The sequence below is a fragment of the Candidatus Omnitrophota bacterium genome, assembly GCA_028707125.1.
Taxonomy (GTDB): Bacteria; Omnitrophota; Gorgyraeia; order Gygaellales; family JAQTUX01; genus JAQTUX01.
Genome location: JAQTUX010000001.1, coordinates 632,139 through 644,503, shown reverse-complemented (window position 1 = coordinate 644,503; position 12,365 = coordinate 632,139). Strand labels below are relative to the sequence as shown.

The following is a 12,365-nucleotide window of genomic DNA, read 5'->3' as shown; positions in this document are numbered from 1 at the left end:
TTATAGCGCCTTAAGAAATCCCGATTAAAGCTTGATCGGCCGGTTTTGCTTGAGCGCTTCTTTTAACATAATAATCAATACCTCTATACAAAAACTGTGTTTCCACCCTGTCAGGTAAAAAATACCGCTTACAAAAATCCAATGCACTCTGCTCATCAAAATCCCGGCAACAATAGATATCAATGGTTATGAAATTCTTAAGGCTTAAAGTATGGATTACAATCGAGCTTTCCACCAGGGGAACCCATCCGGAAAGACCGGCTTTATCAGGAAAGCGCTTTGCATCCGTAAAAAAAATACTCGGCGGAGATTGTTTTTCCATCCCCAGATGTATCACGATATCATCGAGAAATCGATAACAAAGAAGTAAATTATCGCAAACCCCCTTCTTACAATTATAAAGATCAAGAAGAAGCTCGTAACCGAAAGCCTTTTGCTTGGTCTTTTCATGCCCTGCAGGCATTTTCTTACCTCCTCTTCCTCTTCGCGCTAAAATTTTTCCGGGTCATCCTTAATTTATTCCCGCCTTTAAAGCGCCGCGCAAATGACGGCTTAATCGTGCTCTTTAAACATCTTATCTTGAACCGGATCGTTCTTCCTGATCCATTCCATAAGCATTGCCGCGTGTTCCTTCTCTTCATTCATATTATGCGCGAGAAGATGTTTTAATGATTCATCGCTGGTCGCGTCAATCCGTTCCTGATAAAAATCTACTGCTTCAAGTTCTTCGCGCAGCGATTTTCTTGCTCTTTCTAAATCAACATGCTTGGGATCCATCTTTTCTAACGGTTCAAAAAACGGCATCTTCCCACCTCCTATTTTTTCTTGCCCGGCATTCCGGCATGAGAACCGACGCTTGGTCCGGAAACAGCCTTGAATTCCCCCTTTTTATACTTCTCAATCGCTTCTTTAACCGTGCCGGATGCGCCGGTAAAAACCTCTATCCCTGCCGCCTGCAATGTTTGAAAGGCATTGGGCCCGACGTTTCCCGTAAGCATCGCCTTAACTCTCTTAGAAGCAACCAGTTGCGCGGATTGAATCCCCGCGCCACCCATAGATTTGATATTGGGATTCTCAACAGCCTCGAATTCCAACGTATCGGTATCGGCAATAATAAAATATTGGCATCTGCCGAAACGCGGGTCAACCTGCGCGCCCAAATCCCTGCCTTGCGAAGTTACGCAAATTTTCATGCTGCTACCTCCCTGATTTAATGCCCGCAATCATCCTCGTGCGGATGGTCGCATTCCTCTTTCTCCAAACCATAACCCTTACCCGCTCCGGGTTTACAAAGACTCTCACCGCCTTCTAATGTGCCTTTTTTAAGCTGCTCTACTGCGTCATCGATCTTTCCGCTTACCCCCACGATCGTCTTAATACCATAGTCCTCAAAAAATGACACCGCCCGCATTCCCATGCCTCCGGCGACGATACAATTGACGCCTTTTTTATGCAAAAACTCGGGGATTGCTCCCGGCTGATGCCCGGGATTAGCGACTTCCACCCTCTTAGTTACCTTGCTATCCTCAATATCAACAAGAGTAAAAGAAGGGCATCTGCCGAAATGAGCAGACACAAACTCTCCATCTGTGGATATAGCTATGCGCATAACCGCTCCTTTCTCAAATTATAATTATTCGCCCTTTTCCTGCCGGGCATCCTCTAAAGCATCAATGCGGCCCTGGATATCTTCAAGCTGCTTTCTTAGAAATTCAGCTTCATTTCTTAAGATATCCGTTTCTTGCTTCGGCGTAATCGCAGGCGTGTAAGGATACGCCCCGCCAAAAGCAGGCCCTCCATTAGCAAAGCCAAAGGGCATCCCCATTGCGGCTCTCTGCCAACCGGTAAGCCCGGTTGCGTAATACCGATTTCTTCGGCCTCTTACGCCCCCTCTGCCAAAGAATCTTTGGCCGGCATACATTGGCCTGTTGCCCGATAGGGGAAAGGCGCAATAACCTCTGCCCCCTCCTGTCATAGGGCCTGCTCCCTGCGGCCCTGTTCCGTCAAAACCTGGCATAACTATCACCTTCCTTTCTGTTATTGAAAACCATTTCCATTAATAAAGAAAAAAAATATAGCGGTTATTTCTTGCCGCCGCATTTTTCGCATAAGCCATAAAACTGGATAACGTGATTGTTGATCTTAAAATTATACTTTTTCCCCAGGCCCTTTTCTGTTTGCTGGAGCAGCTCCACTTCTTCATCAATAAAGTCCGTATAATCGATCACCCTTTTGCAGCCGGTACAGACTAAATGATGGTGATGATGCGCTCCTTTAGGGCCTTCTGCTAATTCATAACGAGCCCTGCCATCGCCGAAATCAAGCTTATATATCATGCCAAGATCGGACAGCACGTCTAATGTCCTGTAAATAGTGGTAAGCCCGGTATTAGGGTGCTTCAAGTGAACCTTCATGTATATATCCTCGGCGCTCAAGTGGCCTTCTGATTTAGACAGGACATCAAGGATCGCCTCCCGGCCTGTAGTAAGCCGGTAGCCGCAGCCCCTGAATCTGCCGTGCCACCACCCCTCTCTACCGCATTCACCTCTTGGCATTTTTAAGATCACTCCTTGATGAAAGTGGTTTCCATTACTAAATATACCTTACTCTACGGCTTCTGTCAAGTATTTTCTGATATATTAATACTGCCCTGCCTCAATGAATAAGGCACTTCCAGATTATGCTTATCCAGCAAATCCCTGTCTTTCAATATCGCTTTGTTATCCCCGCAAGCAACAACCCTCCCCTTATCCAGCAATACCACGCGCGAACAGACCTCGAGCACCAGCTCCAGGTCATGCGTGGCGATTATCTTTGTGAGTTTTATCCCTTTAAGAAAGTTTATCAGATCGCGCCTGTGCTTCGGGTCTAAATTGCTGCTGGGCTCATCCAGCGCCAGGATCTCCGGCTTCATAGAAAGAACAGTGGCGATAGAAACCCTCCTTTTCTCGCCAAAACTTAAGTGATGAGAAGGACGGTCAAGAAAACCTGACATATCCACTTCTTCCAACGCCCCCTTGACGCGCCTATCCACTTCATCCCTGGCGAGCATCATATTGACCGGGCCGAATGATACGTCTTCGCGAACCGTAGGCATAAAAAGCTGGCTGTCCGGGTCCTGAAAAATCAGGCCTACCTTGCCCCTGATCAATGGCAGGTTATCATCATTTACATCCATCCCCAGGACCTTTACACTGCCATTACGCCTCAATATTCCGTTTAGATGCAGGAGCAGCGTTGACTTCCCCGCTCCGTTCGGCCCGACAATACCCAAAGATTCGCCTTTTGATATCTCCAGGCCTATATTGTCAAGCGCGGCCGTGCCATCAGGATAACTGTAACTTAAACCGTTGATCTCAACTGCCTTATCTGTCATTTATTGTATGTATGTGCCCGGTGAATCCCCTTGAACACATGGCCAGGTACACGGCCTCCGCCCTTTCATAACTCTTAATAAATAAAACCGCGGCGATATTAGCCAGCGCCTTCACATTAAACCATCTTGAGCCGCCGGCTGACCTGGACTCTTTTGCCTGAAGCATCTCCATCAATTCATCCTGCACAACGAAAATATAGCGATACATAAAAGAAAGCACTGTAGTCAGCAGTTTCGGGCATCTCAGGTCCTGAAGCGCCTTTAATATATAGGTAAACCTGGTACTTGAAGTAAGGAGAACCGCGCAACAAATGGATAAAGATGACTTTATCAGGACATTCCAGAAGATCATCAGGCCTTCGGGGCCTTTTTTAAAGAAAGGGATAAAGACCGTTACCATTAATACAAAAGGGACGATCACCAGCGACCTCTTAAGGATGAACAAAAGCGGCACCTTTGACAACAGGGCCAGCCGGCAGATAAGCAGCCCGTAGAATAAAAAAGCGATAAATAGACGCGCGGGGGTAAGCGCTATAGACAAAATAAAGGCGATAAAACCGACGACCTTTACCCTCGCGTCAAGCCGTTGAAACGGACTGTCTATATCGCTGTATTTATCTATATAAAAATGTTTCATTCATTTTGACGCCGCCTGATAAAGGCTGCTAATCCATACCCCGCGCCGAACACTATCAGCGTCCCCGCTATGCCCGCGGCAGCGGTAGCCAACCCCTCATTTTCCATGCCCGGCCAGGCATAATCCGGAACAGGAGAAACAAAAACAGGCCTGCCCTCTCCTTTTTCCAAGAACCCTTTTGTTTCAGCGACCTTCTCCAGCCCGTCGGGCCAGGAAGAGGCAAAAAGCGAAAGCGCCCCAGCCAGGAAAAGCGCTAAAATCAAACTGAAAAATATATCTTTTTTTCCCATAATTATGCCTCCTTATTATATATCAGATCCGGCCTTACCTTCAATACAAATCCGATAACCACTGAAGTGATCATTGCCTCGCCTATGCCTATAAGCGCGTGCACCCCTGCCATCGCGGGAAGCGCTGCCTTCAGAGGCGATGTGCCGGATATGGCCAGTTCAACGGCGCAGGCGCTGGAAGCCAGAACCACAGAGGCCCAGGCCGCGGCAGCCGCGCCGACAACCACCCCTCTATCGCCGCCTATAACCGTCCTGATACCGTTATAAATAAAATAACCCGCCCCGGCCCCTATAAAGGACATGTTCAAGATATTGGCGCCCAAGGCAGTAAACCCTCCATCTTGAAATATAAAACACTGGGCGATAAGGACTACGGCGATCACGATCGCCCCCGCGCAAGGCCCAAGCAAAACCGCTGCCAGGACGCCCCCTAACAGATGCCCGGAAGTCCCTGCCATTACGGGAAAATTAAGCATCTGCGCCGCGAAAATAAAGGCGGACGCGACACCCATTAACGGCACCATTCTATCTTTCAGTGTAGCGGCAGTCCTTTTGAAACAGAAACTTAAACCGCCTAAAGAGATCAACCACGCGGGCGCCCAGGTATTAACCGCCAGAAATCCGTCCGGTATATGCATAATCATCCTCCTTTCTGTATTTAGAAATCTACTTGTCCCCTTATGCCTCCTACGACAATAGTGTCTTTGCCGTTTACCGCGTCATCGCCGTAAGGATTCCATATTATCTGGACATCCGGGCTTAAGGTCAAATGTTCGTTCGCCTTAAAACTGTAATACGCTTCTAAATGGCGTTCGTCTTTGGCATTCAGGCTGCCGGAATCTTTGTAGTCATCCGAGGGGATCGCCTCACCGACCGCAACGGCCAATACGTCTTCATCTCTTCCCCAGAGATCACCGCTAAATTGTAATCCCGCGCTCCAGGAGTGCTCGAGGGAAAAATCGTCATCCAAGCCGCTTAGGCGCTGTTGCGGGTCCTGCCATCCATATCTGGCAAAGGCGCCAAGATTATCGCTGAATTGCTGGTCGACACTCACGCCAAACCCATAGCCCTCTTCCTTATCTTTTGTGGCGTCATGCCACTTGATATGATTCCTGTCATTTAACCAGCCGAGCAGGCGGTAATTGCCGCCTTTGCCGAATAATGCCGGTTTAAGATTAACCTGGCCTGCGAGGAACACGCCGTCAAACATATCTTCCCAGTCGCTGTCCGCGTCCATTAACACCAACTCAGCGCCCATAAACTCAGTCGGCTCCAATCCCAGGCGGATACCCGGGCTATTATCGGGGAATTCCACTGTAGGAGAATTCCTGAATATTCTGCCTAAAAACTGGGTGGTCTCATCATTGGCATATTCATTATTGTCTACATAAATAGTGGGATCGATCTTGCCGAACGTCCAACTCAACGGCATATTGTCCATATAATATTCATACCAGATTTCAGTCACGGATATGCCATTGTCCGAGTCGTCCGCGTCTCTGTTGACATTGGCAAACAGTTTGAGCTCATCCTCTACGCCTGCGCCGTCCCCTGTCTCAAGATGCAGAAATGCCCTCCCCGATCCAGCAAACTCCTTTTCAAATTCCAGATCAACAGAATAAGAAGCATCCGCCGCGTCCTCTCCCTCGCGAGAAAGGGCGTCCGCGTTTGCGTTATAAGTTGCCTGCGATATAAATGTCGCGCCCAAGCCCATGCGCAGCCCATCAAACAGTTGATAACCGGGAATCCTGTGCAATAAATGGGAATCTATATGCTTGTCAAAATCCTCTATGGTCATATCTTTAAGCTGCGCGCCCTTAGGCGCGGATTCCTGCTGCGCGAGCCGCTGCTCCAGCTCCGCGATTCTCTTCTCCTGTTTAGCAGCCGCTTCTTTCAACGCCTGTATTTCCTTCAGTAATTCCTCATTGGATACGCCTTCCCCTGCCCAGGAAGAATTTACACCGCAAAGAAAGCAAAATAATAAAACAATGACTGCGCCTTTTCTCATCTTTCCCCCTTTCTTTACCTATATATATCACCTTTTTGAAAATCGTGCTACCAGGAAAGAAAAAAAATTAAACCCCTGTCATAACCAATCTGCCGTGCTTTATGCCTTTCAGGGATATTAAACTATCGGCCAACTCCTTAAGCCCGGAGGCACTACCTTTCAAGGCAACCATCTCCAGGCAGCTATGATGGTCTAAATGGACGTGCTGGCTGGAAAGGATCAAATGGCCGAACTTGTGCTGGATATCCAGAGATTTATTTACCAGGTCCCTTTTATGATGGTCATAGATCAGGACGATGCATCCGGCAACATCTTTATTACTCTGCCAGGCATCTTCTACTACATTGTTCCTTATGAGGAATCTTATTGCCTGGCTCCTGCTGGGGAACTTCTGCCTTTTTGCCAGGCCGTCCAACTCGCTAAGCAGCCCCTCTTCCAAAGAAACGCCAAAACGCTTTATAGTTTTCATGATAACACCTTTATCACAATAGTAACACTGATTTTATTACTGTCAAGATATTTTATTGCTCTAATTCAAGCTCAAATTTACCGGCGCTGCCGTCCAAGATCACCCTGTCTTCTTTTATCTCAATCACCGTGTTCGCGCCGACCTTATCGCCTACTCCGGCGATAACGTCGTTTATCACGGCCAGAGACCCCCGGGCATCCCGGATTATCCCCTTTAAAACAATGCCCTGGTATACCTGAGCAGGCGCCTTTGTCAGCGTAAACGGATTTCTCCCCCAGGAAGCGAACGCCGTCCTTTTATAGCGCTGCCTGGTCTCGATCTCTTCAACGCTGCCCGCTCCTTTATCCTGCCGCGCTGCCGCGCGCCTTGCCCTTGAAGGCGTAACTATGCCGTAGATCAAACTGAATACCGCCGCGACACCCAACACAACCAACGCTATCAGTTTTCTATCTCTCATTTTACTCCGACAGATAAATGCCTAACGTCAACCTGCTCCTTAAGTTTGCCGGATCATCTCCGTAAGAATACAGGCTAAAGCCCTCTACCGTGACTACGCTGTTCTTAAATTCATCCAACGCCCCCAGAAATATCCCGAAATCGGCGTAGGTGGACTCCGCCTCAATGTCTATGGGCAGGATCTTATAGCCGCCTGTCCTGGACTCTATGGGCTGAGCAGGGGTTATAGAAATAAAGTTTATGCCTTTTAGTTTTGCCTCCTGCGTCAGCTCATCCATGGCCAAAGACACGCCATCCTCGGTTATTATCGCCCTTCTGACAGGGTTCTTCTTAAGATATCCTATGGCCCGATGCATCCTTGCCAGGTCTTTTTCAACAGCAGCCGCCTGAACGCGGGCATCCCTCAACTTCAGCTTAAGCGGCCTGTATAAAAAAAGATAAAGCCCCAGGCCGAAAATAACCAAAGACGCCGATACAACCGCTGCCAATCTCTCTTTCGTCATCTCCATATTTTTAAACCCTGTCAGTCCAGCCAGCATTTCAACTCAAACTCGTTGGATGAGCCCTCCTGCGCCTTTCTGGAAGCGACCAGCTTTACACTGCTGAATATGCCCTTTTCCAGCGCGAGTATAAAACCGGATATTGACCTCTCCGGCTCCTTGGAAACTGCCGTGCCCCGTATGCCTATTACCTTGTCTCTCATATTGCATTCCCTGAGATATATGTCTGAAGGCATGATATTGCTAAGCTCTTTAAATACATCTTCCCAGTACGGCTCATTGAACAGCATCTTATTTATCGCGATCTGCGCCTCGGCCTCCTTAAACTGGGATGTCAGCGCTGAGATCTCCATCGCGGCAGCGGATATCCTCTTATGAAAATTAGATAGTTGTATGCTCATACCTATATATGTGAAAAGCAATATGAGCGCGGCGGCGGCTGCCAGTCCCTCTGATACGCTGCGCCTGACGATGCGCCCTGGCTCATCCTTGATCTCCGGAGGAAGAAGATTTATGCCCTTTGCCTCGGTTAAGGCCGCGCCTATAGCCGGGACGAACAACCTGCCGGCTTCCTCCCCTCTGTCTAAAAGCGGCTCATCCACTGTAATACCCTCAAACGCGTTGCCGGGCCTTACATCCATACCCAGCTCTTTTGAAAGATACTTGTCCAGCCCTTTAAGAGAGGCGCCCGCGCCGAATAAAAGCAGCGAATCAACCTTGGCGCCGCCGCTTTCTTCGCGGTAATAATCAAAACACCGCTCTATCTCTTTTACTAAATGCTCAAGCGGGGCGCGAAGCAGGGAAAGAACGCGCCCGGCCTCCTGCGGTATGCCCTCCCTGCGCTTTAACTCCTCTGCTTCATCGCCGGAAAGCCCTACCTTCCCCTCTGCCGACGCGAGGGTGACTGTCAATGCCCTGGTAAAATCGCTTCCAGATACCGGTATCTTGCGGTAAAACTCCGGATCGCCGCCCTTAAACACAAGCAGTTCGGTAAAACGGCTGCCCATTTCCAGGAAACAATTGACCTTGCCGCCGCTTCCGGAAACACGTTCGGATATCTTCTTGAAGGCGTAGGAACAGGGGATAAACGCCGCGGGAGATATGCCTGCCTTATCCAGCAAAGATAGATAAGCGCCGACCGTCTTCTTCGGCGAAACAGCCAGGGCGACCTCGTATCTCTTTACGCCGTTCTCGGATACCTCCTTCAATACCTCAAAATCCAGGAATGCCTCCTCCAGCGAGAAGGGAAAATGGCTCTTTGCCTCCATGATCACGGCGCCGCGCAGCTCCGCTTTAGGCATATAAGGCGCGGTTATCTTCTTCAGCGAAGTCATGGGGCAGTTAATGCTCAGGATGATCCGCGATCTTTTAATGTCCACGCCCTTAAGCATATCTTTGAGCGCGGACAACACATCTTTTTCCTTCGCGGCTTCGCCTTCAGAGCGGGGAAATTCCCTGAGATCAACCTTGATCAAATGCAGGCCGTCCTCTTTCCTGGCAAACCTTGCCGATTTTATTGAACTTGTGCCTATATCAAGCCCGATGATAGTTTTCTTAGCCATTATAGTTGCCGCCATGTGCCCGGCACCTTGATTATAATACCTTCTTCATTGCCGTCCGCGTCTATATCCAGGCCCAGCCCCGCGGGCGCCTCAGGAAGATAGCTCTGGTCATAATTAATGGTTACCGTGCTGTTGCCGTTGACTATTTCATCATTGAAAAAACTATCGGCGGCAACGCTGCCGTTTATAGTGCCCCGTCTCATATCCGACTCAACGGCATATACGATCCCGGTTATTACGGCATTATTGGTCAGCCGGAACTGGCTGTTGGCCAATACGCTGCCTTCTATCAGCGTGTTGGCCCCATTGATATCGATCCTGTCCGCGGTCGCGGTAGAATACAGTATGCTGCCGGAAAGGATGTCGGGATTATCTATCCTCATTCCACCGCTGGACAACAGAGTGCAGGAGGTCAGCAGCACGTTGCCTCCGTTAACCTGCAATGTATCGGTTGTATCCGATTGATACAGGGTTGAATCGGTGAGCTCTGCCTGGTTTAAGATCCTTATGCCGCCTGAAGAAAGAAGCGTAGAATCATTAACAACGGACTGGTTTATGGCCCTGGCTAATCCTGTGCTGGAATACAATACCGTATTCGCGTTCAGTATAGAGCGGTCCTCAGCCGTAGCGTTATTTCTCGCTATCAATAGTATATCCCCTCCGCTGGGGGTAACCACGGTATCCTGCTGCAATCTAATGAGGTCGTCCGACACGATCGCCCCTGTGCCGGTAATGGTGCTGCTGCCCCTGACCCTGAAATTACTGAAATACCTGTTGCCGGACAGCACGATATTAACGACGCCGTTGGGATCCGGCTCAAATACCCCGGCATAGCCCAGATAATCCGCGCTGGTATCGTAAGTATTCATATCCGAGTCAAAATCTGTAATGATATTCGCAAAATATGTGGTATCCAGGACCGGCTTAGGCGGCGTATGGACAGGTGTTGTGCCTACTGTATATGTTCCGGTCGCGCTGACAGCGCCTTCAGAATAAACCAGCCCCCCTGTTGTTGTGGCTACTGTGCCGCCGTCGGCTACGTTCAGCGGGCCGTCGGTAATATCCCCCCTGGCGTAAATGTCGCCTCCGTTAACCACCAATGTGCCCTGGATACTCGAGGAATTGGCCGTATCTGAAAATAACGCGTAATTGAACGCCTCCGGAAGCCGGCGGATCTTCTGCCTGATCTTTCGTCTTACCTGAAGCCTGCCGCTGTCAAGCGCGGCCTCAGAGTCAACTACGATGGTAGTCCTTGTGCCCACGGACAGGTCCACGGAATAACTTCCCTCGCCGAAGCTCTCAGCAATAACAGCGCTGCCGTTATTATCGCTCCAGTCAGTATCGTCCTCCAGAAATTCCATGGCCCGCTCTATGCCTGCCTCCGCTATATACAGCGCCTGCTGCTGTTTTAACTCAATGCCTCCCATCAGCGTCTCATCAGTGATCAAAACGCTGTAGGCCACGACTATAACCGTGGCCGTTATCAGGACCAGGAACGCGACTATGATAAGGGACATCCCTTTATTATTCATTTTTTCATCACCATGGCCCGCGGACCTGGCGCAAATTTCTGGGTATTACCGCCGTAACCAGCGTTATATTCTCGCCTTCCTGGTCCAGGTTCAATTCAACCTCTATCCTGCGTATACTGTCCCTGTCGGCCAGGGAAAGATCCGGCGAGGGCGAAAGCAATGAATTGTTCAGGTCGCGGTAAGTGATCTGGAAGCTTTCAACGTTGAAGGCTAAACTGACGCTGTCGCGCTCAAGCGATGAACCGGCAACCCCGTCCCAGGAAAAGGCCGCGACCTCCGAGGCGTCGCGCAGGCCGTCGCTGTCTGTGTCCTGCCACCAAAAGGAAAGCGAATTTTCCTCTGCCGAGGTGATCTCTTTCGCCTCATTTAATTCGCGCGTCAGGCGCTCGATCGCGACCAGGCCGTCCTGCCTTAAACTGCTGCGCATATACGTGCTTGATGCCTCTCTAAGAATGACCGTAAAGGAAAGCCCTATTGTGCCAAACAGCATGGCAGACAACAAGACAGCTATCGTAAGCTCTAACAGCGTAAAACCGCCTTCTCTTGTTATCGCAGCCATCGCGCGTTATCTTGGGTCGGGATGATATTCGCTTGCCACAGACCTTAACTCTACCTGCGCTGTGCCTGCCTTATCAGGCCAGGACACTGTCACGATGATCCTTTTGGCATCGGTAGTCCCGTCCGCGGACGGACTTGCCGCGTTGAAGTCATTTTCCGGGACGTTTTCCACCGTGACCGCGCGCGTAAATCGGGAGTAATCCGGCATCGCGCCTGTGCCGTCATAGTCGGCGCCGCTTACGTCCTGCGGCGGGTCCTCGCTCAAACCGTCATAATCATCAACATCGTCAAAGTTGCTTCTGGGCGCTGATTCTTCAAGGCCGAAAGCAGCCCCTGTGTCGGGGTCGTCAAAGCCCTTGCTCAGGATCTCATCCATCAGGTCCCTTGACAGCGTTGTGGCGGTAACCAGGTTTTCAATATTGGCGGAGCCCTGCATAACCACCGGTATGATCTCCAGCAATATCACGATCCCGGATGTGATAATAACAATTGAAATGAGGACCTCCAGCAGCGTGAAACCTCTCACGGCTGGGTATCGCGGCTGATATTGGAGACATATATACAGCTGGCGCCGTTGGTTTCCGTGACGGTATCGGTGCCGGATATCGCGGCGCTGCCGTTGCCGGCAGGGCCGACTGAATAAATTATATAAAACTTATTATTTGTGCCGCCGTTCACCCACACGTAATCGGCGCTTGAGGCGCTGAACGGATCAGTGGGCACAAAATCAATGATATTTGGCACGGCGGTGGACAGCGCCGTCTGAAGCGCGGCAGAGCCGGTGGCAGGATATGCGTTATTATTATGAATATAGTAACTCTCAACCGCCGTCTGAAGCGTGCGCAGCTCTCCCTTCGCCTTGGCAATATTGCCCTCGTCAACCATGCCCTTAAAACGCGGCAGCGCGATGCTTACCAGAATGGATATCACCGCGATGACGATCAACAGTTCGATCAATGTAAATGCCTTTCTCATCT

General features: G+C 49.9%; 19 protein-coding genes. All 19 read right to left on the bottom strand.

Annotation, left to right across the window (positions count from 1 at the left end; all coding sequences use genetic code 11):
- Window positions 1–10: 10 nt before the first annotated feature.
- The 19 genes from PHR44_03145 to PHR44_03055 all read right to left on the bottom strand — a co-directional run bounded on the left by PHR44_03145 (window position 11) and on the right by PHR44_03055 (window position 12,363).
- Window positions 11–463 carry an S-adenosylmethionine decarboxylase gene (locus PHR44_03145; protein ID MDD4909659.1) on the bottom strand — a complete coding sequence of 151 codons (453 nt, stop codon included), beginning with the start codon at window positions 461–463 and terminating at the stop codon, window positions 11–13.
- Between the two features lie 89 nt (window positions 464–552).
- Complete coding sequence (locus tag PHR44_03140; GenBank protein MDD4909658.1) at window positions 553–804, bottom strand: ferritin; 252 nt, start codon at window positions 802–804, stop codon at window positions 553–555.
- An 11-nt stretch (window positions 805–815) separates the two neighbouring features.
- Window positions 816–1,193, bottom strand: a complete 378-nt coding sequence (locus PHR44_03135) for a NifB/NifX family molybdenum-iron cluster-binding protein (GenBank protein MDD4909657.1) — start codon at window positions 1,191–1,193, stop codon at window positions 816–818.
- 17 nt (window positions 1,194–1,210) lie between these two features.
- A complete protein-coding gene (locus tag PHR44_03130; protein ID MDD4909656.1) occupies window positions 1,211–1,609 on the bottom strand; it encodes a NifB/NifX family molybdenum-iron cluster-binding protein in 399 nt (132 codons plus the stop codon).
- Window positions 1,610–1,633: 24 nt separating this feature from the next.
- The gene (locus PHR44_03125) at window positions 1,634–2,017 is read right to left on the bottom strand and encodes a DUF5320 domain-containing protein (GenBank protein ID MDD4909655.1); all 384 of its coding nucleotides are present in this window, start codon (window positions 2,015–2,017) and stop codon (window positions 1,634–1,636) included.
- 64 nt (window positions 2,018–2,081) lie between these two features.
- Entirely contained in the window at window positions 2,082–2,555 is a 474-nt protein-coding gene (locus PHR44_03120) for a Fur family transcriptional regulator (protein ID MDD4909654.1), read from the bottom strand.
- A 65-nt stretch (window positions 2,556–2,620) separates the two neighbouring features.
- Window positions 2,621–3,376 carry an ABC transporter ATP-binding protein gene (locus PHR44_03115; GenBank protein ID MDD4909653.1) on the bottom strand — a complete coding sequence of 252 codons (756 nt, stop codon included), beginning with the start codon at window positions 3,374–3,376 and terminating at the stop codon, window positions 2,621–2,623.
- A complete protein-coding gene (cbiQ, locus tag PHR44_03110; GenBank protein MDD4909652.1) occupies window positions 3,366–4,013 on the bottom strand; it encodes a cobalt ECF transporter T component CbiQ in 648 nt (215 codons plus the stop codon). The genes PHR44_03115 and cbiQ overlap by 11 nt, the downstream gene beginning before the upstream one ends.
- On the bottom strand, window positions 4,010–4,303 hold the full coding sequence (locus tag PHR44_03105; protein ID MDD4909651.1) for a PDGLE domain-containing protein: 294 nt from the start codon (window positions 4,301–4,303) through the stop codon (window positions 4,010–4,012). The genes cbiQ and PHR44_03105 overlap by 4 nt, the downstream gene beginning before the upstream one ends.
- A gap of 2 nt (window positions 4,304–4,305) precedes the next feature.
- Entirely contained in the window at window positions 4,306–4,941 is a 636-nt protein-coding gene (locus PHR44_03100; protein ID MDD4909650.1) for an energy-coupling factor ABC transporter permease, read from the bottom strand.
- Between the two features lie 20 nt (window positions 4,942–4,961).
- Window positions 4,962–6,311 carry a carbohydrate porin gene (locus PHR44_03095; GenBank protein MDD4909649.1) on the bottom strand — a complete coding sequence of 450 codons (1,350 nt, stop codon included), beginning with the start codon at window positions 6,309–6,311 and terminating at the stop codon, window positions 4,962–4,964.
- Between the two features lie 67 nt (window positions 6,312–6,378).
- Window positions 6,379–6,780 carry a nickel-responsive transcriptional regulator NikR gene (nikR, locus tag PHR44_03090; protein ID MDD4909648.1) on the bottom strand — a complete coding sequence of 134 codons (402 nt, stop codon included), beginning with the start codon at window positions 6,778–6,780 and terminating at the stop codon, window positions 6,379–6,381.
- A 52-nt stretch (window positions 6,781–6,832) separates the two neighbouring features.
- The gene (locus tag PHR44_03085) at window positions 6,833–7,237 is read right to left on the bottom strand and encodes a hypothetical protein (GenBank protein ID MDD4909647.1); all 405 of its coding nucleotides are present in this window, start codon (window positions 7,235–7,237) and stop codon (window positions 6,833–6,835) included.
- A gap of 1 nt (window position 7,238) precedes the next feature.
- A complete protein-coding gene (gene pilO / locus PHR44_03080) occupies window positions 7,239–7,745 on the bottom strand; it encodes a type 4a pilus biogenesis protein PilO (GenBank protein MDD4909646.1) in 507 nt (168 codons plus the stop codon).
- Window positions 7,746–7,759: 14 nt separating this feature from the next.
- Window positions 7,760–9,298: a type IV pilus assembly protein PilM gene (gene pilM, locus PHR44_03075; GenBank protein ID MDD4909645.1), complete on the bottom strand. Its 1,539-nt coding sequence runs from the start codon at window positions 9,296–9,298 to the stop codon at window positions 7,760–7,762.
- Window positions 9,298–10,830 carry a hypothetical protein gene (locus tag PHR44_03070; protein ID MDD4909644.1) on the bottom strand — a complete coding sequence of 511 codons (1,533 nt, stop codon included), beginning with the start codon at window positions 10,828–10,830 and terminating at the stop codon, window positions 9,298–9,300. Before PHR44_03070 ends, pilM begins: the two co-directional genes overlap by 1 nt.
- A 7-nt stretch (window positions 10,831–10,837) precedes the next feature.
- Complete coding sequence (locus PHR44_03065; protein ID MDD4909643.1) at window positions 10,838–11,389, bottom strand: hypothetical protein; 552 nt, start codon at window positions 11,387–11,389, stop codon at window positions 10,838–10,840.
- 6 nt (window positions 11,390–11,395) lie between these two features.
- Window positions 11,396–11,914 carry a prepilin-type N-terminal cleavage/methylation domain-containing protein gene (locus tag PHR44_03060; protein MDD4909642.1) on the bottom strand — a complete coding sequence of 173 codons (519 nt, stop codon included), beginning with the start codon at window positions 11,912–11,914 and terminating at the stop codon, window positions 11,396–11,398.
- Window positions 11,911–12,363, bottom strand: a complete 453-nt coding sequence (locus PHR44_03055) for a type II secretion system protein (protein MDD4909641.1) — start codon at window positions 12,361–12,363, stop codon at window positions 11,911–11,913. Before PHR44_03055 ends, PHR44_03060 begins: the two co-directional genes overlap by 4 nt.
- Between the last annotated feature and the right edge of the window lie 2 nt (window positions 12,364–12,365).